Below are 21237 nucleotides of genomic sequence, written 5' to 3'. Positions count from 1 at the left end.
AATGAAAAGACTTCTCGTAATAGACAACTTCGATTCCTTTACCTTTAATTTGGTTCAGATGTTCAAGGCAAAGGGAGTTGAAACAATTGTCAAAAGAAATAATGAAATTAATATCAACGAAGCCCAAATGATTGATCCTTCTCATCTGCTAATTAGCCCTGGCCCAAAGACTCCGGCTGATTCAGGTTGCAGCATAGGTATGATTGAATTCTTCCATAACAGAATCCCGGTTCTTGGCGTATGTTTAGGCATGCAGTGCATCGCAGAATTTTTTGGAGGAAAAACAATAAGAGCCGCCCTTCCTGTCCACGGAAAAACCAGTCTTGTTTTTCATAATACAAAAGACCTTTTTGAATCAATTCCGACGCCCTTTAAAGCTGCAAGATACCATTCACTCATTGTGGAACCCAATGATGAAACGACAGAAATTACCGCAAAAACCGAAGACGGTGTTATCATGGGCGTAAAGCATAAAAACCTCCCTGTTTTTGGTGCGCAGTTTCATCCGGAGAGCTTCATGACTGAACATGGTGATATCCTGATCGACAATTTTCTAAATGCTGGCAAAAAAACATGATTCTGCCTGAAATTAAAGAAATTCTCACAAAGGAACTGATCACAGACAAGGCGCTGATAAATATAGCAGGCTGTTTTCGGGATATAGCAGGCACTGTATTTCTCCTTGGAAGCAAGTCCGGCAGTGCATCTGAGTACAATATCCTCGGCTTAAAACCCTGGCTGACCATTTCATCAAAAGGAACAAGAATCAGCCTGCATCCTCAAAAGCAGGAAATCAAGGCAAATCCCTTTGACATTCTAAGAATAGTACTTGGGAAATACCACTTAGAATCAGACTTCAATCCAGTGAATTCAGGCCTTTTTGGCTATCTTGCATATGATCTTTGCAGAATTCTTGAAAATATCCCGAATACTGCAATGGACGATCTCAATCTTCCTGATCTTTATCTTTGCGCTCCTTCCATCATTCTTGTCGAGAATATTAAAACCGGAAAAATTCTGATTCATACCATTGAAACTGATTCCGAAAATTCCGAAACCCATGATTATTTAAGAAACTGGTTTGATTTAAATCTGAATAATGACTCTTCTGAACGCACATCTTACTCGGCCAAAAACATGAAATCTGTTTTTACCGAAGAAACATATAAAAAAGCCGTATCTGAGATAAAAGAGCTGATTTCTGCCGGAGATGTCTATCAGGTCAATCTTTCCCAGAGATTTGAAGCTGAATTCAAAGGCGATTCCTTCAAACTGTTTAAGGATTATTACAGCTCTAATCCGGCATCATTTTTTGCCTATATAAATGCTGGCGATCATTCAATAGTTTCAACTTCTCCAGAGAGATTCGTATCAAGAAGAGGCTCAAAAATTGAAACAAGGCCTATCAAAGGAACAAGGCCAAGAAAATCAGACATCGAACAAGATGAAAAAATTCGCCAAGATCTTTTAACCAGCCCTAAAGACGATGCAGAGCTTTCCATGATAGTCGATCTCATGAGAAATGATTTCGGAAGGATTGCAAAACCCGGATCTGTAAAGGTGAAAGCCCATAAGGATATGGAATCCTATGAAAATGTCCATCATCTTTTCTCGAGCATAGTTGCAGAACTTGAAGATGGTTATGATTCCGTTGATTTTCTAAAGGCTGTTTTCCCGGCAGGATCAATAACAGGATGCCCCAAGATCAGATCCATGGAAATAATAGACGAACTTGAACCAGTAGGCCGTCATATTTATACAGGCTCAATCGGCTATATAGGATTCAATGACAGCCTTGATCTTTCTGTGGCAATAAGAACATGCGTCATTAAGAATGAAAAAATCTATTTTTCTGCTGGAGGCGGGGTAGTATTTGATTCAGATCCAAAGTCAGAATATGAAGAAACCCTTCACAAGGCAGGAACTATCATGAAGGCTCTTTGTTCAGGGAATGAAAAAAATGAAAAAGATTATCTCATGTGGCTGAACGGGTTCTTCATGTCGGATTCAGTCCCTTTTTTGAGGATTTCTGACCCAGGAGCAAATGGAGTAGGTTTTTTTGAAACAATATATGCGGAAAATGGTAATATTTTCTTTCTTGAAGATCATCTTGAAAGATTTCTGAAAGCCTGGAACCAGATATTTACTCATGCTCCTGAAACGCCTGCTCCTGCCATCTCATATGAAGACATTATAAATAAGCTTCTTGAAAAAAACAGGCTAATGCAGAAACCAGCACGGGTCAGAGTATCGGTTTATGCTACATCAAAATCGCCAGGTTATTTTTTGAGCATACTGGCAAGGCCTTATGTTCACAGACTTGTTTCTATCAATAAAAGGGGCGTCGATACGGTCATCTATGATAAACCGCAGACAAGTCCATTTGCCGAACTAAAGACAATATCCAGAATATTTTATGACGCGGCAGGAAGAAAAGTCTCCGAACAGGGCGCGGATGAAGCAATCATACTTGATTCAGAAGGCTATGTCCTTGAAACCAACACCGCCAATATCATTGCCATAAAAGACAAAAAAGTCCTGATTCCACCATATTCAAACAGACTTCCCGGAGTCATGGAAAAAAATGTTTTGAAAATACTTACGGATTGGGGTTATTCCATAAGTGAAGAAAGATTAAAGGCCGAGGATCTTTTTGAAATGTCCTCGGTTTTTATTACTAATGCCCTTATGGGAGCTGTTGCTGTTCTTTCTGTAAACGGAATAAAGATTATTTCTGATCCCGATTTTGCAAAAAAAATTGAAACAGCAATCCGTTCCTGATTATCAAATAGACTCAGAATCTACAATCATCGAATGCATTTATTCTCATCTCAGCTCGCTCAATCAATAGCGATTTAATGTCTTTCTAAAGTTATCCGCCTTTCTGCCGATGTACAGAAAAGGAGAAATAACTTAAGCAAGGAGGCTTTCTGATGGTAGATATTATAATAGGCGTAATGCCAGCGACAAAAGTAGCGGAGAATCCTGTAAGGGCAAATCCTAAAAAGGAAAACTTGATTGACGCTAAAATTCTGGACATGAGACCTGCGAGAAAAGGTCGCAAACAAGTACCTGATGGACCTGATGACAGAAGACATATTGGCAGGACAAATGTGGATCCACTGGGAAGCACCGTGCTTGTACTGATGGTAAGCAACGCCAATAATCTACCACAGGATCTAAAAACGGGCGATTACAGGATTAGTATTAAAATTACCAATAAAAAGACGGATCAGAAGTTCTTTGTTCAAGGAATCCAAGCGTAAAACAGACTCATTCGCATGGAAATGAAAATAAAAAAGCCGGCTGCCATTAGGTAGCCGGCTTTTTATTTTAAGACAGATTGATTATCCTTTGACTTCTTCCTTAATGGAAGCAGCCATTTTAAAAAGAACAGTAAGGACAATAAAACCTATTGAAAATATGCCAAAGGTGATCAGAAGCTCGGTTCTGGTCGGAGCATATTCAGTGTAGATGTGCATTGGCGAAGGAACAAAACCGCCCGAGATCATGCCAAGACCTTTGTCTATCCATGTTCCTGCAAAAACCATGAGGCACAGAACAGGAAGAATCTTCAGGTTATTGCGGAACTTTGGAATAACAAGAAGAATTGCTGAGCCAACCATGAGAATAAGAGACGTTCTCATCCATGGCACAAGGCTGTTGGCACCATGACTTCCGAAGAAGAGATAGTTAAAATGTACTGTGTGATCCGGAATCTGGCTGTAATAAACGACAAAAGCCTCGCAAAAGAAAAAGAACACATTGATGATGATTGCATAGCATACAATCTTTGCAAGGGTCTTGATTGCTTCTTCGCCTGGATCAAATTTGGTGAATTTGCGTACAAGATAGCAAAGAAGAATCAAAAATGCCGGTCCTGCTGCAAACGCTGAGGCAAGAAATCGTGGAGCAAGAACTGCTGTGAGCCAGAAATGTCTTCCTGGAAGACCGCAGTAAAGAAACGCTGTAACAGTATGGATGCTTATGGCAAAAGGAATAGAAATATAGCTGAGAACCTTTGTCCATTTTGCTGGAGCCACGCCATTGCGCTCTGCTTCAAGAACTTTCCAGCCTATTATTATGTTAAGCAGGAGATAGCCGTTCAAAACCAGGGTATCCCAGAAAAGAACCGAGCCAGGTGTGGGATAAAGCCACACATTAAGAATTCTCATTGGCTGACCAAGGTCGACCACGATGAAAAGCAGACACATGATAAGAGCTGCGACAGCTAAAAATTCGCCGAGAACCGTAATTCTGCCGAATTTCTTGTAGTCATGCAGGTAGTATGGAAGAACCACCATTACACCACCAGCTGCAACCCCGACAAGAAAGGTAAACTGGGCAATATAAAAACCCCAGGAAACGTCACGGCTCATACCTGTAACACCGAGACCCAGCTGGAACTGTCTCATATAAGCCAGAAACCCTATTCCGGCGATGGTGGCAAGCACAAGCAACCAGATCCAGTATTTCTTGCTTCCTTTTATGGCTGTTTCAAGCATTTGTCACCTCTATATGATGTAATATACAGACGGAAGAGTGCCAAGGGCTTCCTTACGTCTGATGGTGAAGTTGGAATTAAGAAGCTTCCTGACTTCTGACTTAGGATCAGCCAGATCGCCAAAAACGATGGCGCCTTCAGATGCCTCAACACATGCAGGAATCTTGCCTATGGCAAGACGCTCAGCACAAAGATTACATTTTTCCACAACACCCTTCATGCGTGTTGGGAAAGCAGGATCAATCTTTGCTGGGTCAAGGAATTTTCTCGGATCACTGAAGTTGAAGCTTCTTGAGCCATAAGGACAAGCAGCCATACAGAAACGGCAACCTATGCAACGGTGAAAATCCATCATTACGATACCTTCGCTGTTCTTGAAGGTGGCCTTGGTTGGGCAAGCCCTGACACAAGGAGGATTGTCGCAATGGTTACAGAGAGCCATTACAGGCATTTCTTTGAATTTTTCAGCAAGGTATGGATCTTCCTTGTCTGGAAATACATGCTCGAACTTGTCAGGCCATATCCACTTGATTTCCTGCTTCTTGTTCGGAATCTCGGGAACATTGTGGATTGCATGGCATACGGCAGTTATCTTAGCCGCTTTTTTAGCGTCTATCATACTGGTGTTTATTACCATACCCCAGCGAGCTCCATGAATAGCGCTCTTATTTGTCTTGTAAGGAGAATCAACCGATGATTCTTCCTTTACAACCACTTTTTTCTCTTCATGGGCTACTTCACCGCCTGAGGCCAAAGCATTCAGCACCGGAGAAGCGGCAGCTACGCCCAAAGCAGATATACCTGCAACTTTTATAAATTCACGTCTGCTGTTTTTCATTTCGCACTCTCCTTCTGGTCAAGATGGCAGTCCCAGCAGTAAGGAGTAACATTGGCATAAGTATGGCATTTGTCACAGAATTCGGCCTTGTTGTTATGGCATCCAAGACATGAATTCTCTCCTGTTGAAAAGCTGACATTATGCTCAACACCCTTGCTGTTGACAAAGGTACGCTTGCCTTCACGAACTGCGAGTACACGCCATTCATCGAGAAGCTTCATATGGCTCTTTGCCATGACATCCTTGGATTCTATACATGCTCCGGCTGCCCTTGCCTTATCACTGATGACAGGCTTTGGAGCAGGCTTTGCCTTGGCCATATTCCACCAGAAAGGCAGAGTAAAAAGAACAATAAAGACCGTCAGGCCTGCTATGGCTATTTTTTTATCATTCATCGCCTTCCTCCTCATCTCTCAAAGGCTCACCACGCAGGTTGGTTTCGCGTTCTATTTCACCGTCAAGTATCAAAGCGTTTCCGACAAGTTCATGCAGACCGGTTACCGAAACTCCAGGCACCCAGTAATTCATGAGAGGAGGAAGAACAGCTCTGTCGATGGCGCATACGCAGGCCAGCATGTTGACGCCGTATTTGTCATGGACATATTTGACTGCATTTGCTCTTGGAAGTCCGCCTCTAAGGCGTATTTCCATGATTTCCTCTGTGTTGAGACCACTACCGCTGCCGCAGCAGAAGGTGTTTTCCCTGATGGTATTTGCAGGCATGTCATGGAAATTATTACATACAGCTTTCAGAACTTCTCTTGGCTCGTCCAGCATACCCATGCCTCTGGCAGGGTTGCATGAATCATGATAGGTAACGATATGTTTATCGTTTCTTGAAGGATCGAGCTTGAGCTTGTTGTGACGGATAAGGTCTGCTGTGAATTCCGCTATATGAACCATTTTTGTGGATTTAGCGTTTTCAAATACAGTGCCTGTTATCGGAGACTTAGGAACTTCAAGGAAATTAGCAGGGCCATTCATGGTTTCCATATACTGATTTATTACTCGCCACATATGACCGCACTCGCCGCCGAGTATCCATTTTACTCCCAGACGTTCAGCTTCATGGTACATCTTGGCATTGAGCTTCTTCATCATGTCAGATGATGTGAAGAGACCAAAGTTACCGCCTTCCGAAGCGTAGGTACTGATTGTGTAGTCAAGACCGATCGCTTCGAAAAGAAGCAGATAGCCCATGTATGAATATGTTCCAGGATCTGCAAAAGCATCGCCAGACGGAGTGATGAAAAGAACCTCCGCACCCTTGCGGTTGAAGGTTGGCTCAATTCTCTTGCCTGTAATATCTTCAAGATCATCGCAGAAAAACTCGATGATTTCCTTGTAGTTCTGGGGCTGGATACCGAGATGGTTACCGGTCTTGGAGCAGTTTGCAACAGGCTCCATGATCCAGTGTATGCTTATTCCAAGCTCATGAAGAATTTCACGGGCCATCATGGTGATTTCTGCCGTATCAATGCCGTATGGACAAAAAACTGAACAACGACGGCATTCAGTACACTGATAGAAATAAGCGAACCATTCCTTGATGACTTCTTTGGTCATCTTTCTGGCTCCGGCGAATTTGCCCAGAATTTTTCCGGCGAGGGTGAAATCATTGCGGTAAATGGAACGCATGAGTTCTGCTCTCAGAACAGGCATATTTTTTGGATCGCCTGATCCGATGTAGAAATGGCATTTGTCAGCGCATGCTCCGCAACGAACGCACACATCCATGAAAATCTTCAGGGAACGATATTTGTCGAGTCTCTCCTTGAAGGCTTTGTGTACTATTTCCTGCCAATTCTCCGGAAGTTTCCAGTCCTCATCGGACGGAGACCATTCTCTGGGATTCGGGAAATGAAGATACTCAAGATTCTTGGGTTTTGAAGGAAAGCAGAACTTTCCGTCAGACATATCAGCCGGAATGTCCATCCAGGACTTCTTGGGCGGCTTCTTGTCTATTGAATTCAGCAGTTGATCCGCTTTTGGGGTTGCCATTTCTTACTCCTTTTCCACTGGGAGTCCAGCTTCAATCATTTTTTCCCTGAACTCGTTCTCGTAATCTTCATAGGTTACAAACTTGAGCTTCGGATTCCACGGATTAATATGCCGTTTCATGCGGCTGTCGTTTGGCAGATTTCTTGTCGGGCTAAGGAATACGCCGCCTGCATGCATGAGCTTGCTGAACGGAAAATAAGCCAGAAGCACTGACACAAAGAAAAGATGAATGTAGAAAACAGCAGAAACTCCCGCTGGAATCACAGGACTGAATGTAACGAGACCCATGGTGAGTTCCTTGATTACGGTGATATCCACATGGGATACATAGCGCATGAAGATTCCGGTTCCAGCTATTCCTATAATGAGGAAGAGCGGGAAATAGTCTGCAGCAAGTGAAATGTATTTTACCTGTGGAATAGTAAGGCGCCTTGCAAGAAGATAGCAGGCAGCACCAAGCAGAAGCACTCCGGACATGAGAACTCCAGGCAGGCCGATCTGGAGAAAACCGTCAAGCGCTTCAACCATCTTGAGAAGTCCCGGAACTGGCTCAAGGAAAAAACGGAAATGACGTACGAGAACTGTAAAAAAGGAATAATGGAAAATCAAACCAAAAAGCCAAAGCCAGATCTCCAACTCGAAAACGAGTCTGCCTTCTTTAATTGAGTTTTTGGTGTTTCTGAACAGGGATCTGAACAAAAGAACCTCAAAAAGCATTCTCAGCACAACGCCTTTTTTATCAGAAGGGTTGTCTATCTTGTTCTGTTCAATCCACGGCAGGGATTTTTGCTGACCACAGGTGGTCGGAATCCTGAACGGCACAGGTGACTTGAGCCATCCCAGGACTTTTTTCACGACGCCCGCGATGAAAATGATGACGGCTGCGTACGGAATAATAATTCCGAAAACTGACTGCAGACCGCCGGACGTTCCACCGACGTAGGCTACCATTCCCAGAACCAATACCGTCAGCAGGGGAAAAACGATTTGCAAGTTCATTACTTACCTCACTCTCCGGCCCTTGTTAATATTGTTAACTTTAAAGCCAAAGCCAGATCTTCCGTCTGACGCGCTTTCCATCTGCACCCGGGTATTTGCAGGAAAGAGCGCACACGAAAAAAAAGCTTTGTGCCACAAACTAATTATTACCGAAACTCTGCTTATATACATCATGTGGGATTATTTCCGTTCCCACCTCAGGCACCTCGGCCAGAAGCCCTGCTTTTTGAAGCAGCTTCTTTGTTCTGTCTTTCACATGACTGGCTTTAAAACCATATATTTGCTCCCTGCAGCCCATAAAAACGTCAAATGAGGAAAGAAAAAGCATATCAAGATGGTTTTCTAAAGATTCTATCTCTGACTGGTTCAGATCTGGTTTTTTCTGGTTTTTTGCTATGAGTTCCCGAAGTACGGGCTTTATCAAAAAAACGATGGAAACAGCTCTGGATGCTGTAAAATCCTGAACGGCCCTTATTCTTATCATGGGATCCAGCGCGGCTCTCATGGCATTTTCATCCTGATTCCCGTCCGCAAGAATTTTCAGACTGTCTGTCAGGCTCTGCCTGATAGCGGCTCCTACAGGATTGGAGAACTGATCTTTTTCATTTGCAAGAAATCTGGCGGTGTCGCTATCATAGGTTCTGACAATTTTGTCGAACCATTTTTGCATTATGTAATCCTGGTTTTTTTTAAAAAACTCCTTCAGCGACATACCCATCCTTCAATCAATGATTTCTTATGATAAATTGCGGGTCAGATCTTGCCAGGCAAACATTTATGCCTATTATATAAAAATCTGTCTATAGTCATTTCACATAGATGTGTCAAGGCTAAACTCCCTTGTATTTTCTTGATTTTCAAGCACATCTGAACTTTTTGAATACTGAAAATGCACACGATGTTGTACCTATTTCCAAACAAGATTGAATATATTTGAATCCGAAGCCTGTTTACAAAATTTTATCCCCTGCATTTATTGATCTGTCCGTTTCGTACAGACTGATCAGATGGCCAAAACTCATTCCAGGCATTCTGGTTAAAAGATATAAAAGATTTCTTGCAGATATCAAACTGGACGACGGAACAATAATTACTGCACACTGCCCAAACTCCGGATCAATGAAGACATGTTCCGAACCAGGCATGGGGGTATGGATATCTGAAAGCGCAAATCCAAAGCGTAAACTTTCATGTACATGGGAAATTATTGAAATGCCCGGCTCCATGGTAGGAGTAAATGCAATACTGCCGAACAGACTTGTGAAAGATGCCATCACTTACGGACTAATCCAGGAGCTTTCCGGGTATTCGGAGATTATCCCGGAAATCACCACCTCGGAAGGAACAAGACTCGATCTTTGCTTGCGCTCGCATGAATGCAAGCCCTGTTATATTGAAATAAAAAACAGCACTTATGTTGAAGAGGGACGAGCCTGCTTCCCGGACGCCGTTACATCAAGAGGGAAAAAGCATGTTGAGGAACTTGAAAGGCTCGCAAATGAAGGCTTCAGGAGCGTCATTCTTTTCATAGTCCAGAGAATGGATTCCGAATGCTTCTCTCCGGCCGACCATATTGACCCAGCCTATGGGAAATCTCTTAGAAAAGCTGTGGCTAATGGGGTCGAAATTATCGCCTATGATACGCTTATTGATCTGAAGGGCATAAACATACGCAATAAAATACCTGTAATGCTATGAATTACCTCTGAATTATATATGGCTTTTTATCATTTTTTTTTGTATTTACAGGTAACTTTTAGATTTTTTAATGGGGAATGATTTAGATGTTTGGAATAGGAATACAGGAACTGCTTCTGATATTTGTTGTGGCAATGATTGTTCTTGGGCCAAAAAAGCTACCTGAACTTGCAAAAACCCTTGGAAGGGCTGCTCGAGAATTCAAAAAAGCATCCAATGATCTTAAAACTGCCATCGGCCTGGACGAAGATGACGAAGTCGAGAATAAGACAAAATATTCTAAAAAAACCGACACAGTTACAGTTTCCGAAGATATGCCTTCTTCCGAGCCTTCCGATGAAATAAAAAAACATGCCTGCACGGAGGATGATCATGCAGGATGCTGATTCAAATTATGAAAACGTGGCTCTTCCTTTTACCGCTCATTTAGAAGAGCTAAGATGGCGGCTTCTGAGATGTGTCATCGCTATTGCGATCGGCTTCGGGATTTCCTATTTTTATAAAGAGGAAATCTTCAATATACTCATGATTCCTCTTCTCAAGGCCATGAACAATCATGGAAAGATCATATTTACCGGTCTCACAGAAGCTTTTTTCACTTATCTTAAAGTAGCTTTGATTTCCGGCATCATGCTGGCCTTTCCATATTTGGCCTTCGAATTCTGGATGTTTGTGACTCCAGGACTTTATAAGCATGAAAAAAGAATTCTTGCCCCCGCAATTTTTCTTTCAGCCTTTTTTTTCATTGGAGGAGCACTTTTCGGCTATTTTGCTGCTTTCCCTTTCGGATTTGAATTTTTTCTAAGTTTTACAAATGAGCATATTGAAGCATTACCTTCCATGAAGGAGTACATGAGTCTTGCGTCCCTCATGCTTCTTGCATTTGGTGCTGTTTTCGAAATGCCTCTTGTGGTTACTATAATGGCCAGGCTTGGAATTGTAAGCCCGGGTTTTCTGAGCAAAAACAGGAAATATGCTGTTATCATCATTTTTATCATAGCAGCAATTATTACTCCTGGTCCTGATGTGATGAGTCAGTGCATAATGGCAGGCCCACTTCTCATTCTCTATGAAATAAGCATTATCGGAGCAAAAATATTTGGCAAAGAAAGGCAAAAACAAGACGAAGATGATAAAGCCGAGGTTTTTGAAGAATAATCGAAGGTTTTTATTTTGATTGTTTGTAAGTTTTTGCGTTTCTTAACATTGATTCTATCCACTGGCTCGCACCAAGAGCGTGGATATGCATATAAGAAGCAAGGGTATTTTTATAAGAGAGGCCATCCCGGCCGTTTATTATGCCAACGCCCCTCTTCATTCTGTAAATCATATCCTTGTCGCTGCATCCGCAATATTCAACCTTTGAATACCTGAATTCATGCCCTTTTACTTCAACACCCTCATCAAACCAGATATTTGGCTGATCAGGACTTGCAATCACATATCCATGGCCCTGGGGTTTTTTGGATATTGTAAAATCAAGGGGGAAAATACCTGACATCTCATGCTTTTTTGAATCTGTTTCTATGGTTCTTCCAAGAAACATGAGGCCACCGCATTCAGCGTATACAGGCAGTCCTTCTTCTATCTTGTTCTTAAGCGATTCCCTGAACGAAGCATTATCTGAAAGCTCTTTAGCATGGGTTTCAGGAAAACCTCCGCCAATATACAGAGCATCAATTTCCGGAAGCTCTTTATCTTTTAAGGGGCTTATATAGATAATCTCGGCCCCTCTTGATGTAAAACAATCAATATTATCAGGATAATAAAACTGAAATGCAGAATCCCTGAGAACTCCTATCCTTATTTCAGCTGATGATGTCAGGTCAGCAAGCTGCTCATATTGAGTTTGCATTGAGGGAGCTGAGTTTGCAATATCCAGAATTTTTTCTAAATTAATATATTTGGTTGCAGCCCGCTTTGCAGCGTTAATCGATTCCATGGCGCCCTGATGCTCATGGGTGGGAATAAGCCCCATATGCCTTTCCGGAAAATCATCGCTGCTGAGCTTTGGAATAGCTCCAACTATTGGAATTCCGCTATGATGCTCTATGGTTTTGGTGAGAATACCCTCGTGCCTTGGTCCTGCAACCCTGTTAAGAACTATACCCGCTATTCTTATATCAGGCTCAAAAGCCTTGCATCCGCATACGACGGCAGCCATGGTTCTTGTGGTTTTTGTGCAGTCAAGACAGAGTATTACAGGAGCGTCGAGCAGCTTTGCAATTTCGGCAGTGCTTGTATTTCCAGACATGTCTATTCCATCAAAAAGACCGCGGTTTCCTTCAATAACAGAAATATCTGAATGTAGTGCTTTGGATAAAAAGGATTTTTTGACGTTATCAGGGGTAATCAGAAAGGTGTCCAGATTGTGACAGGGCCGGCCGGCCGCGAGGGCCAGCCAGCCCGCGTCAATATAGTCAGGCCCTTTTTTGAAGGGCGCAATTATCTTTCCTGACTCTTTGAGAGCTGCTATCAGTCCGATCGATACAATAGTCTTTCCGGAGCCGCCTCTGAGTGCGGAGATAACAAATCTTGGGAACACATCGGACTGAATCATTTTTCTAATTAATACTATTCGTTTTCAGTAGCCGCCTGCTTGCCCATGCCCTTGAGACCGATCATAGTAGAGCTTCCGCTTGACCAGTATTCAAGGGTTCCATCAGCAACAAGAGAGTTAACTACATTCTTAACTTCGCGTGGGTTGCATCCAGGAAGAAATTCATTGAAATCCTTAAGATAAAACTTCGACTTGGTCTTTGTCTTCTTTGTAAGACCTTCAATGATGAGTTCTTTTGCGTTTTCTGGAACTGCCATAATCTTGCTCCTTATATAAACAAGATGAGCCGGGGGGCGAAAAAACGCTCCCCGGCCTTATTAATCTTTAAACACAGTCAAATTAGAACTTGAACTGTGTGGTTTGACGCCAGGTGTGGTAAGCGTGATCACGGAAATCGTCAATCAGATGGTGAGTAAATTCGATTTCGCATTTTTCGAAGAAACGCTCCCAGCCAATACGCTCTGCCCAGTCACCGAAACGCTCATACTTACGTGCGCCGCTTGCATATGCTTCAACCATACGTGATATGGTCTGGGTCATTTTTGGCCAGCGAGGCATGTCGTTTTCAATGAAAGCAACAACAACCTTGGAGAACTTAGGAGCTGAGATACGGTTAGAAACCTTACCACCAGCCATAAGAACTATACCGTCACCTTCGGTATCCGCAAGCGGAAGAGAAGGACACATGGTGTAGCAGTTACCGCAGTACATACATCTGTCCTGGTTAACATCTATCGAGTTAACAATGGCACCGCTATCAAGGGTGATCTTCTTAGGCTTGATGGCTGCTGTTGGACATGCAGCAATCGCCAAAGGAATTTCACAAAGCTTGTCAAGATACTCATGGTCCATCTTTGGCGGCTTACGATGATAGCCAAGGATAGCGATATCAGAACAATGAACAGCACCGCACATGTTAAGGCAGCAAGCCATAGAAACACGAAGCTGTGCAGGAAGTCTCATATCCTGGAAGTCCTTGAAAAGAACGTCCATTGTTGCCTTAACGGTACCAGATGCGTCAGACGCAGGAGTATGGCAGTGGAGCCAGCCCTGGGTATGAACTATGTTGGTAACGCCGCAGCCAGTCCCACCGATTGGGAACTTGAAAGATCCGCCAGGAAACTTGCGGCTTGCAAGATCAGCCTTAAGAGGAGCAACCTTGTCCTTGGAATCAACCATGAACTCTATGTTGTTTCTTGTGGTGAAACGAAGGTGGCCATCACAATGCTTGTCAGCTATATCGCATATTTCACGAATGAGGGTACCGCTCATAAGGCGCGCAGCACCAACACGAACTGTATATACTTCTTCGCCTGTTTCAGAAACATGAACCAGAACGCCTGGCTCAATGATTTCATGATAAAGCCATTTACCCTTGTTTCTTGCAATAACTGGAGGGTAAAATTCGTTGAAATCCCTTGGACCGATGTCAGTGATGCGGTTCTCCAAAGGCTTATCCGGATTAAATCCTGAAGAAATGAATGCCATGACTACTTCCCTCCTTATGTTATCTCAGGTGATGTTTTCTGTATTCTTCAATGTCATTCACCCAGCCGCCAGGTACTTCTTCTTCTTTCCAGAAGATGTACGGGTTGGTACGTGGGTATTCGACATGGCAAGGCTGTGGAGTGATATTGCACACTTCGAGAGCCTTCTGGAAGCCCTGACGGATTATAAGCTCGCCAAGACGTTCACGGTTCTTGCCTTCTTCCATCCACCAGTTCCAGATATTTTCGATAACTTCGGTAACTGCCGAGTAATCTTCTTCAGGTTTAACTTCAACAAAAGGAGCAAGAAGTGTACCCATCTGAGCGCCGTCAACGATTGGAGCCTTTGCACCAACAAGAATTGAAAGGCCGGTATCCTTACCAACTCTGAGAGCGCGAGGCATTGCGTTGATGCAGTGCATGCAGCGTGTACATTCTTTATTGTCAATCTTAAGGGTTTTGCCTTCCATCCACATACATTCGGTTGGGCAAAGATCAATAACTTCTTTCTGAATGTCGAAAGGACCCCAATCACGGCTGCCTTTGAATGCGCCGCCATTTGCAGGAATTTCGCCGCCGATATAAGCCTGAACAGCTTCCTGATCTATACGGATTTCATCTTTCCATGTACCAACAAAGGCCATGTCAGAACGAGCTATTGAAGCGACGCAGCAGTTAGGGCATCCGTCCATCTTGAACTTGAACTTGTATGGGAACGCTGGTCTGTGAAGCTCATCCTGGTATGTCTGGGTAAGGAAATAGCAGAGTGCGTTGGTATCATAACATGCATATTCGCAACGTGAAGAACCAAGACAGTCAGCAGGGGTTCTCAGGTTGGAACCTGAACCACCAAGGTCCTGATTTACGTTGTGTGTAAGCTCGTAGAAAATTTCTTCAAGCTGAGGAGTTGTGGTGCCAAGGAAAATAATGTCACCGGTTGCTCCATGCATGTTTGTGATACCTGAGCCGCGGAGCTGCCAGATATCCATGAGCTTGCGAAGATAATCGGTGGTGTAGTATTTACCTGAAGGCTGGTTAACACGGACAGTATGGAACGCCTGTACGCCAGGGAAATTTTCAGGCTGGTCACAGTAACGGCCGATAACACCACCGCCGTAACCAAATACGCCTACGATTCCACCATGTTTCCAGTGGGTACGTCCATGTTTATAGGACAGTTCGAGAATACCAAGCAGATCTTCAACAGTGTCGCTTGGGATCTGGAAATCAATTCCCTGCTCATTTTTCGCACGGAATTCCGCTTCCAGCTTCATATCCGAAACAAAGCTTGGCCATGGCCCGGACTCCAGCTGGTCCAACAACGGGGTCGCGTGTTTGAACTTCATTGTCTTTCCTCCATAGTGATAAAATTAAAATCCTGACACTCAAAGAGAACTACGCCTCTTTTCAGGTTAGGAACCTCGTCAAGTTAACTCCATTCCTATCTAAAGACGGCTATTACCGCCATTATCTGCTTAATCAGAGATGACCTATAGGACGTATACCCATGGTTGTCAATAGAAAAGCTTTATTCTTACAGGCCCTTAAAGGGCTTGTAGCCTGCATGGAATGAGCATTTCCACTTTATGTTGAGTCAAAAAAAACAGGTAAAAGTCTATATTGTGTTGAAGTGGCCTGAAAAAAGTCGATGGGCCGTTTTTGAGTGGTTCTCGAGATTCTCCCGAATAACACTGATTTCAGGTGAGGCGGGATTATACATGGAAACCATTTCATCCGCCATTTCAAAAAAAACCTCTTCCGAAAAACCCTTGATACCCATTTCAAAAGCTTCCGCTCCTGTCATTCCGGCAATGTCCATGAGCGCTGCTGAATCCAGAAATCCCTTCACGGTGCTTTCAAGAACAAAATCATCTGCCCAGACGTATTCACCTATTCCGTCCAGTCTGTCTATTCTCATGCGAATGGACATATTCAGAAAAAAATAAATGAGGCCGATTATGGTGTTTTCAATACTATCATCTTCATCAAAATTAAAAAGCGACTCATACTGCCGAACAGTTATCAGCCTGATATCAACAAGCCCGTCTTTTCCGCATCTTATTATGAAATCGCCGGCTGCATGGTGCCAAGGATATATTTGCTTGTAGTTAAAAGGGTTATAGAATTTAGTAAGAATTTCTGCCGCTATTCTGTATGCTTCACGGGCCTGATCATCCGTCAGAAAAAAATGGGCTTCAGGATCCCATACAACAACGCTTTTGCTGTTTCCTGAAAAATGAAATTCATGAAAACCGTCCAGCCAATCTCCTGTAAACATTGCAAGCATTGAGCCAGAATCAGTTTCTGATTCTTTGAAGCCGTAAACCACAGGGATATATGTTCCGCCTTCACTTTTTCTGAGATTGCTCAATATTTCAAACTCGTTTTTTGCGGTCTTCCTTGCAAATTCATTTATGGCAAAATTAACCACAAAATTTCTTGATTCCCCGTTTATGTAACAAACATGAATCCTTCCCGGATGATAATAAGCACCGTGCTTTTCAATATGTATACTTATTTTTTCTATTTTTTCAGGGGATGACGAATCAATGCATGAATATTTATCAGAAAGGATAAAACCGGAAACAGCCAGAAAATAATCTCCGTATGTCGGATATCCGGCTTTTCGCAATTCTTCGGTCGATAGCCCTGATGGTAGGGGTTCCTGCCATACAGGGCTTTTATTTCCAACCTCTTCGTCCAGGCCTGAAACAAAAAAACTGAAAGAAGGGGCATTTGACAACATGACTATGCCTTTGCCGCAAGAGCGTTTTCAATGTCTTTTAGCAGCTGAGGGGCAACCTCATAACCTAGAGACAGGGCTTTTTTTGCATTTTCATCAGCAGCGGAGACATCACCTTTCTCAAGGTAAGCAACAGCAAGATTATTGAAAGCAATCGGAAAATCCGGTTCTATTTCCAGGGCCTGCCTGCTTGCCTCTATGCTTTCATCAACAAGCCCAAGCATAAGATAGGCAGTTGAGAGCGTAACAAATGCCTGGATGAATTTGGAGTTAAAGACAATGGCTTTTTGAAGAGCTTTGACAGCTTCCTCCACATTTCCCTGCTGAAGCTGGAGAAAACCGATATTTCCATATCCTGGAGCGAAACCCGCTCTTGCTTTTACTGATCTCTGATTCCAGTAAAGACAGCTTTCCACATCTCCCCTCTGGAGAAATATTGATCCAAGCTGCACATAAGCTTCCGCAAGATTCGGGCTACAAGCTATTGCCTCATTGAATTCTGTTTCTGCCTCTTCGTATCTTTTCAAGCCCATCAGAGCGACGCCCAGATTGTAATGGGTTGATCCGCATTCCGGATTTGAGGCCAAAGCAACCCTTTGCCTTGCTATAAATTCTTCTGCATTGTTTGCAAGGGCCATATTCTTTTTCCTTTCATATATTAAATATTAACACTACTTTATAAACGAAATGATGTGCTTAACACATATTAGGTACCAGCGCCAGAAAAACATGAAACAGTTTAATTATTGCGCTTTTGATGCAGGTTAAAGTGTTTTTTGAATCCTGGGTTTGATTTTGTTTGTAAATTATAATACAGCTTGATGTTTAGGGCTGGATTATTAAGGTCTTATGACTATCAGAAAAATGACTCTATGAGTCAGATTCTAAACTTGGAGGAAATCTATGCGTGCAGGATGCTATACGGCACTGGCGACGCCTTTCACCTCAAACGGTGAAGCCGTGGACTATGAAGGACTTGAAAGACTCATCGACTTTCAGATCAAAAGCGGAATTACAGGAATTCTCGCTGTCGGAACAACGGGCGAGAGCTGTACCCTTACCTGGGATGAACATAATAAGACCGTTGAAATAACAGCCAAAAAAACAAAAAACAAATGTGCATGCATAGCAGGAGCGGGAAGCAACAATACAAAGGAATCCATTGAGGCAGCCATGCATGCAATGCACGCCGGAGTTGATTCAATCCTTCTTGTGGATCCGTATTATAATGGCCCGAGCAGTCTTGAAATCCGCAGGGAATATATAGAACCTGTTGCAAAGGCATTTCCGTCCCTGACCATCATACCCTATGTCATCCCGGGCAGAACCGGCGCCCAGATGTTTCCTGAAGACCTCGCAATCGCTTACAGAAACTGCCCCAATGTCAAGGTTGTTAAGGAAGCCACCGGCAATCTCGATAATATGAGAAAAACAAGAAAATGCTGCGGAGATGATTTCCTGATTTTCTCAGGAGATGACGGACTTACCTTCGAAATGATGACAGATCCGCAGATAAAAGCCTCTGGCATAATTTCAGTCGCATCAAATATTGTCCCCGGGCCGATAACAAGAATGACGGAACTTCTTGCAGAAGGAACGGATACTGCAAAAAATGAGGCTGAAAAGATAATGAATTCCGTAATGCCTCTTTTTGACATTGTTACTGTAGTGACCAAAGAAAATACACCATTCGGAGAAGTCACATGCAGGGCAAGAAATCCGCTTGGGCTGAAGACACTGATGAATATCCTTGGCATGCCATCAGGCCCATGCAGGCAGCCTCTAGGAAAAATGACAAAACAGGGAATAGACAAACTGATCAACATCGCCAAAAAGGTTCAGACCGAGAATCCTGCTGTCCTGAAACCAGTTGCTGAATTCTTTAATACTGATATTTCAGCAAGACTCAATGATGACTCTATAATAAAAGCGCTCATTTATCAGGAATATTGATTTCACAAATCAAAAAGGAGGCAATTTAACCGCCTTCTTTAAAATATGCACTATTCTTTATATTAATAGGCGCATGCAGCTAAAACAGAGAAAGGAAAGGTGGTGCCATGGCGGTAAAAGACAGCAACGGCAATGAGCTGAATGACGGAGATTCTGTCCAGGTAATAAAGGATTTGAAGGTAAAGGGATCATCCATTACTTTAAAGCGCGGAACTTCATACAAGAACATACGACTGACATCTAAGGATGATGAAGTTGAATGCCGTGAAGGAAAAAGCACCATAGTCCTCAAGACCTGTTTCCTGAAAAAAATGTAATGATCTGAGAAGTCTGAAGCCTCTTAACAAAAAACCGCATGAAACAGATTCAACGTTTCATGCGGTTTTTTTATTATTTTTAAGCCCGAACACTTATCATGCCGAAGGTTTGAAGTTCTTCCTCGCATGGAATCCGAGAGCGGTTTTCCTGAGCCTTATTGACTTTGGAGTAACCTCAACCATTTCATCATCTCGAATGAAGTTTATCGCCTTTTCAAGTGTCATTGGTTTTACAGGAGAAAGAAGAATATTGTCATCCTTGCCAGACGCCCTGACATTGGAAAGCTTTTTCTCCTTGCAGGCGTTAACATCAAGATCCTGCGGCCTGTTATGTTCGCCTATGATCATGCCTTCATATACACTGTCGCCAGGCTGAACAAACAGCTGCCCCCTTGGTTCGAGGTGAAAAAGACCATAAGCGACGGCCTTTCCCAGTCTGTCACAAACAATGGAGCCTGTGAATCTTGTCGGGAAATCGCCTCTATATGGCTCATATCCGGATAGAATGGAGTTCATTATCCCGGTTCCCTTTGTGTCTGTAAGGAACTCGTCCCTGTATCCGATTATTGCTCTGGATGGCACGGAAAACTCCATTCTGACACGTCCCTTGCCGTTGTTGACCATATTCATCATTCTGCCTTTTTTTATGGACAGTTTTTCTGTAACAACGCCCATGAATTCTTCGGCACAGTCAACGTAAAGATGCTCAATTGGCTCGGTCTTGACATCTCCGTCATGCTTGATAATAACTTCGGGCCTGCCAACGCAAAGCTCGAAACCTTCGCGTCTCATGGTTTCGATGAGAATGGCCATCTGGAATTCGCCCCTGCCCTTAACGATGAAGGTGTCTTTTTCATCTGTTTCATCAACGGCAATGGCAACATTTCTGAGTGTTTCCTTACGAAGTCTTTCAATTAGCCTGCTTGACTGAACCCACTTCCCTTCCTGTCCGACCAGAGGAGAATCATTGGTCGTGAACTTCATTGAAACAGTAGGCTCGTCTATTGTTATTCTTGGAAGAGCGGCAGTTGCATCTTTTGCCGCAATCGTGTCTCCTATTTTTATATTTTCAATTCCTGAAAGAACAATGATGTCTCCGGACACAGCTACATCGGCAGGAACAAGACTAAGTCCTCCATATGCCTGTATGGATGAAATCTTTGCAGGTACGGTGCTGCCTGATTCTGTGAAACAGATGAGGCTATCATTTGGACGTACGCGACCACTGTGAATCTTGCCGATGGCGAGTCTTCCCATGTAATCGGAATATCCGAGATCCGAAACCAGCATTCTGAAAGGAGCATCCAGGTCAGTAAAAGGAGGAGGGATTATTCTTGCTATGAGCTCAAAAAGGGGGTCGAGTGATATACGTTCATCATCAATTTCCTTCATAGCAACGCCGTCTCTTCCAATTGCATACATAAACGGAAAATCAATCTGCTCGTCGCTTGCGCCCAGATCTATAAATAGATCATATATTTCATCCAGAACTTCGTCTGGCCGTGCATCTTTACGATCTATCTTGTTAATGACAACAATCACCTTCAGACCGGCCTCAAGGGTTTTCTTGAGAACGAACCTTGTCTGTGGCAGAGGCCCTTCGGATGCATCGACAAGAAGAACTGCACCATCAGCCATGGAAAGCGCTCTTTCAACTTCTCCGCCAAAGTCGGCATGGCCTGGAGTGTCGATTATATTTATCTTCAGGTCGTTCCAGATAACTGAACAATTTTTTGCAGCAATGGTAATGCCTTTTTCCCTTTCGAGATCCATGCTGTCCATTATTCTTTCATTTACCTGCTGTCCGGCCCTGAATATTCCACTCTGCTGAAACATGGAATCCACAAGTGTTGTCTTTCCATGGTCAACATGGGCGATAATTGCAATATTTCTTATCGAATTTTCTGATCTCATCATACCTACTATTTCTAAATTTTCTTTTCCGTCACGAGCCTTGCAAAATGCTCAAACGATCTGTCATATGTTTTTTCTGCCGACTCTGAAAAAAAACAGCCCGGCACCTGCCTCTTATTAAGATGATATGAAACACATTCGCAACATATTCCTTTTTTACTGCAGGACTCATATGAACATGTACAGTTTGCGAGGTTTTTTTGCTTCATGCAATCCATAAGCA

22 protein-coding genes are annotated in these 21237 nt (G+C 43.1%); 8 read left to right on the top strand and 14 right to left on the bottom strand.

Features of this window, described 5'->3' with window-relative positions; all coding sequences use genetic code 11:
- The first annotated feature begins 1 nt into the window (after window position 1).
- From K245_RS0101695 to K245_RS0101685, 3 genes are all read left to right on the top strand, one after another.
- Window positions 2–577, top strand: coding sequence for an anthranilate synthase component II (locus K245_RS0101695; RefSeq protein ID WP_027357923.1), 576 nt, complete (start codon window positions 2–4; stop codon window positions 575–577).
- The gene (gene pabB / locus K245_RS22600) at window positions 574–2781 is read left to right on the top strand and encodes an aminodeoxychorismate synthase component I (RefSeq protein WP_035276307.1); all 2208 of its coding nucleotides are present in this window, start codon (window positions 574–576) and stop codon (window positions 2779–2781) included. The genes K245_RS0101695 and pabB overlap by 4 nt, the downstream gene beginning before the upstream one ends.
- A 152-nt stretch (window positions 2782–2933) precedes the next feature.
- Window positions 2934–3266, top strand: a complete 333-nt coding sequence (locus tag K245_RS0101685; protein ID WP_027357922.1) for a hypothetical protein — start codon at window positions 2934–2936, stop codon at window positions 3264–3266.
- A gap of 81 nt (window positions 3267–3347) precedes the next feature.
- Here the strand turns inward: K245_RS0101685 and dsrP are convergent, their stop codons facing one another.
- The 6 genes from dsrP to K245_RS22595 all read right to left on the bottom strand — a co-directional run bounded on the left by dsrP (window position 3348) and on the right by K245_RS22595 (window position 9054).
- Window positions 3348–4505, bottom strand: coding sequence for a sulfate reduction electron transfer complex DsrMKJOP subunit DsrP (dsrP, locus tag K245_RS0101680; RefSeq protein ID WP_027357921.1), 1158 nt, complete (start codon window positions 4503–4505; stop codon window positions 3348–3350).
- Between the two features lie 9 nt (window positions 4506–4514).
- Entirely contained in the window at window positions 4515–5342 is an 828-nt protein-coding gene (dsrO, locus tag K245_RS0101675) for a sulfate reduction electron transfer complex DsrMKJOP subunit DsrO (RefSeq protein WP_027357920.1), read from the bottom strand.
- Window positions 5339–5737, bottom strand: a complete 399-nt coding sequence (gene dsrJ / locus K245_RS0101670) for a sulfate reduction electron transfer complex DsrMKJOP subunit DsrJ (protein WP_027357919.1) — start codon at window positions 5735–5737, stop codon at window positions 5339–5341. Before dsrJ ends, dsrO begins: the two co-directional genes overlap by 4 nt.
- Complete coding sequence (gene dsrK, locus K245_RS0101665; protein WP_027357918.1) at window positions 5730–7343, bottom strand: sulfate reduction electron transfer complex DsrMKJOP subunit DsrK; 1614 nt, start codon at window positions 7341–7343, stop codon at window positions 5730–5732. The genes dsrJ and dsrK overlap by 8 nt, the downstream gene beginning before the upstream one ends.
- 3 nt (window positions 7344–7346) lie before the next feature.
- On the bottom strand, window positions 7347–8342 hold the full coding sequence (dsrM, locus tag K245_RS0101660; protein ID WP_035276306.1) for a sulfate reduction electron transfer complex DsrMKJOP subunit DsrM: 996 nt from the start codon (window positions 8340–8342) through the stop codon (window positions 7347–7349).
- A 139-nt stretch (window positions 8343–8481) separates the two neighbouring features.
- Window positions 8482–9054 carry an RsbRD N-terminal domain-containing protein gene (locus K245_RS22595; protein ID WP_051283772.1) on the bottom strand — a complete coding sequence of 191 codons (573 nt, stop codon included), beginning with the start codon at window positions 9052–9054 and terminating at the stop codon, window positions 8482–8484.
- Between the two features lie 221 nt (window positions 9055–9275).
- On the opposite strand from K245_RS22595, the gene sfsA reads away from it, so the two are divergent.
- The 3 genes from sfsA (at window position 9276) to tatC (ending at window position 11198) form a co-directional block, all read left to right on the top strand.
- Window positions 9276–10040, top strand: coding sequence for a DNA/RNA nuclease SfsA (sfsA, locus tag K245_RS0101650; protein WP_232223782.1), 765 nt, complete (start codon window positions 9276–9278; stop codon window positions 10038–10040).
- Between the two features lie 86 nt (window positions 10041–10126).
- A complete protein-coding gene (tatA, locus tag K245_RS28450) occupies window positions 10127–10426 on the top strand; it encodes a twin-arginine translocase TatA/TatE family subunit (RefSeq protein WP_027357915.1) in 300 nt (99 codons plus the stop codon).
- Entirely contained in the window at window positions 10413–11198 is a 786-nt protein-coding gene (gene tatC, locus K245_RS0101640) for a twin-arginine translocase subunit TatC (RefSeq protein WP_051283770.1), read from the top strand. Before tatA ends, tatC begins: the two co-directional genes overlap by 14 nt.
- Before the next feature lie 10 nt (window positions 11199–11208).
- Here tatC and K245_RS0101635 read toward each other — a convergent pair whose 3' ends face one another.
- The 6 genes from K245_RS0101635 to K245_RS0101610 form a co-directional block, all read right to left on the bottom strand.
- Window positions 11209–12600: a cobyrinate a,c-diamide synthase gene (locus K245_RS0101635; RefSeq protein ID WP_027357913.1), complete on the bottom strand. Its 1392-nt coding sequence runs from the start codon at window positions 12598–12600 to the stop codon at window positions 11209–11211.
- Window positions 12601–12614: 14 nt separating this feature from the next.
- Window positions 12615–12857, bottom strand: a complete 243-nt coding sequence (locus K245_RS0101630) for a dissimilatory sulfite reductase D family protein (RefSeq protein ID WP_027357912.1) — start codon at window positions 12855–12857, stop codon at window positions 12615–12617.
- 82 nt (window positions 12858–12939) lie between these two features.
- Window positions 12940–14088 carry a dissimilatory-type sulfite reductase subunit beta gene (gene dsrB / locus K245_RS0101625; protein WP_027357911.1) on the bottom strand — a complete coding sequence of 383 codons (1149 nt, stop codon included), beginning with the start codon at window positions 14086–14088 and terminating at the stop codon, window positions 12940–12942.
- Window positions 14089–14107: 19 nt separating this feature from the next.
- Window positions 14108–15433 carry a dissimilatory-type sulfite reductase subunit alpha gene (dsrA, locus tag K245_RS0101620; protein ID WP_027357910.1) on the bottom strand — a complete coding sequence of 442 codons (1326 nt, stop codon included), beginning with the start codon at window positions 15431–15433 and terminating at the stop codon, window positions 14108–14110.
- A gap of 269 nt (window positions 15434–15702) precedes the next feature.
- Window positions 15703–16833 carry a hypothetical protein gene (locus K245_RS26165; protein WP_051283768.1) on the bottom strand — a complete coding sequence of 377 codons (1131 nt, stop codon included), beginning with the start codon at window positions 16831–16833 and terminating at the stop codon, window positions 15703–15705.
- A 2-nt stretch (window positions 16834–16835) separates the two neighbouring features.
- Window positions 16836–17468 carry a tetratricopeptide repeat protein gene (locus tag K245_RS0101610; protein ID WP_035276305.1) on the bottom strand — a complete coding sequence of 211 codons (633 nt, stop codon included), beginning with the start codon at window positions 17466–17468 and terminating at the stop codon, window positions 16836–16838.
- Window positions 17469–17733: 265 nt separating this feature from the next.
- Here K245_RS0101610 and dapA point away from each other — a divergent pair, with 265 nt between their 5' ends.
- The gene (dapA, locus tag K245_RS0101605; protein ID WP_027357908.1) at window positions 17734–18783 is read left to right on the top strand and encodes a 4-hydroxy-tetrahydrodipicolinate synthase; all 1050 of its coding nucleotides are present in this window, start codon (window positions 17734–17736) and stop codon (window positions 18781–18783) included.
- A 107-nt stretch (window positions 18784–18890) separates the two neighbouring features.
- The gene (locus K245_RS0101600) at window positions 18891–19100 is read left to right on the top strand and encodes an alkylphosphonate utilization protein (protein WP_027357907.1); all 210 of its coding nucleotides are present in this window, start codon (window positions 18891–18893) and stop codon (window positions 19098–19100) included.
- 96 nt (window positions 19101–19196) lie between these two features.
- On the opposite strand, the gene typA is transcribed toward K245_RS0101600, so the two are convergent.
- Both typA and K245_RS28230 read right to left on the bottom strand, forming a co-directional pair.
- Window positions 19197–21017 (bottom strand): translational GTPase TypA, encoded by a 1821-nt coding sequence (typA, locus tag K245_RS0101595; protein ID WP_035276304.1) that lies wholly within the window; start codon window positions 21015–21017, stop codon window positions 19197–19199.
- Window positions 21018–21028: 11 nt separating this feature from the next.
- A complete protein-coding gene (locus tag K245_RS28230; protein ID WP_232223785.1) occupies window positions 21029–21223 on the bottom strand; it encodes a DUF6485 family protein in 195 nt (64 codons plus the stop codon).
- Between the last annotated feature and the right edge of the window lie 14 nt (window positions 21224–21237).

Origin of the sequence: Desulforegula conservatrix Mb1Pa (genome assembly GCF_000426225.1) — a bacterium.
Taxonomy (GTDB): Bacteria; Desulfobacterota; Desulfobacteria; order Desulfobacterales; family Desulforegulaceae; genus Desulforegula; species Desulforegula conservatrix.
Note: the sequence above shows the minus strand (reverse complement) of the source record. Positions and strands in the feature narration are given on the sequence as shown.

What these genes read in the sequence shown, in the direction of transcription:
- K245_RS0101695 (WP_027357923.1), top strand. Translation starts at nt 2, where the DNA reads ATGAAAAGACTTCTCGTAATAGACAACTTCGATTCCTTTACCTTTAAT.
- pabB (WP_035276307.1), top strand. Translation starts at nt 574, where the DNA reads ATGATTCTGCCTGAAATTAAAGAAATTCTCACAAAGGAACTGATCACA.
- K245_RS0101685 (WP_027357922.1), top strand. Translation starts at nt 2,934, where the DNA reads ATGGTAGATATTATAATAGGCGTAATGCCAGCGACAAAAGTAGCGGAG.
- dsrP (WP_027357921.1), bottom strand. Translation starts at nt 4,505, where the DNA reads ATGCTTGAAACAGCCATAAAAGGAAGCAAGAAATACTGGATCTGGTTG.
- dsrO (WP_027357920.1), bottom strand. Translation starts at nt 5,342, where the DNA reads ATGAAAAACAGCAGACGTGAATTTATAAAAGTTGCAGGTATATCTGCT.
- dsrJ (WP_027357919.1), bottom strand. Translation starts at nt 5,737, where the DNA reads ATGAATGATAAAAAAATAGCCATAGCAGGCCTGACGGTCTTTATTGTT.
- dsrK (WP_027357918.1), bottom strand. Translation starts at nt 7,343, where the DNA reads ATGGCAACCCCAAAAGCGGATCAACTGCTGAATTCAATAGACAAGAAG.
- dsrM (WP_035276306.1), bottom strand. Translation starts at nt 8,342, where the DNA reads ATGAACTTGCAAATCGTTTTTCCCCTGCTGACGGTATTGGTTCTGGGA.
- K245_RS22595 (WP_051283772.1), bottom strand. Translation starts at nt 9,054, where the DNA reads ATGTCGCTGAAGGAGTTTTTTAAAAAAAACCAGGATTACATAATGCAA.
- tatA (WP_027357915.1), top strand. Translation starts at nt 10,127, where the DNA reads ATGTTTGGAATAGGAATACAGGAACTGCTTCTGATATTTGTTGTGGCA.
- tatC (WP_051283770.1), top strand. Translation starts at nt 10,413, where the DNA reads ATGCAGGATGCTGATTCAAATTATGAAAACGTGGCTCTTCCTTTTACC.
- K245_RS0101635 (WP_027357913.1), bottom strand. Translation starts at nt 12,600, where the DNA reads ATGATTCAGTCCGATGTGTTCCCAAGATTTGTTATCTCCGCACTCAGA.
- K245_RS0101630 (WP_027357912.1), bottom strand. Translation starts at nt 12,857, where the DNA reads ATGGCAGTTCCAGAAAACGCAAAAGAACTCATCATTGAAGGTCTTACA.
- dsrB (WP_027357911.1), bottom strand. Translation starts at nt 14,088, where the DNA reads ATGGCATTCATTTCTTCAGGATTTAATCCGGATAAGCCTTTGGAGAAC.
- dsrA (WP_027357910.1), bottom strand. Translation starts at nt 15,433, where the DNA reads ATGAAGTTCAAACACGCGACCCCGTTGTTGGACCAGCTGGAGTCCGGG.
- K245_RS26165 (WP_051283768.1), bottom strand. Translation starts at nt 16,833, where the DNA reads ATGTTGTCAAATGCCCCTTCTTTCAGTTTTTTTGTTTCAGGCCTGGAC.
- K245_RS0101610 (WP_035276305.1), bottom strand. Translation starts at nt 17,468, where the DNA reads ATGGCCCTTGCAAACAATGCAGAAGAATTTATAGCAAGGCAAAGGGTT.
- dapA (WP_027357908.1), top strand. Translation starts at nt 17,734, where the DNA reads ATGCGTGCAGGATGCTATACGGCACTGGCGACGCCTTTCACCTCAAAC.
- K245_RS0101600 (WP_027357907.1), top strand. Translation starts at nt 18,891, where the DNA reads ATGGCGGTAAAAGACAGCAACGGCAATGAGCTGAATGACGGAGATTCT.
- typA (WP_035276304.1), bottom strand. Translation starts at nt 21,017, where the DNA reads ATGATGAGATCAGAAAATTCGATAAGAAATATTGCAATTATCGCCCAT.
- K245_RS28230 (WP_232223785.1), bottom strand. Translation starts at nt 21,223, where the DNA reads ATGAAGCAAAAAAACCTCGCAAACTGTACATGTTCATATGAGTCCTGC.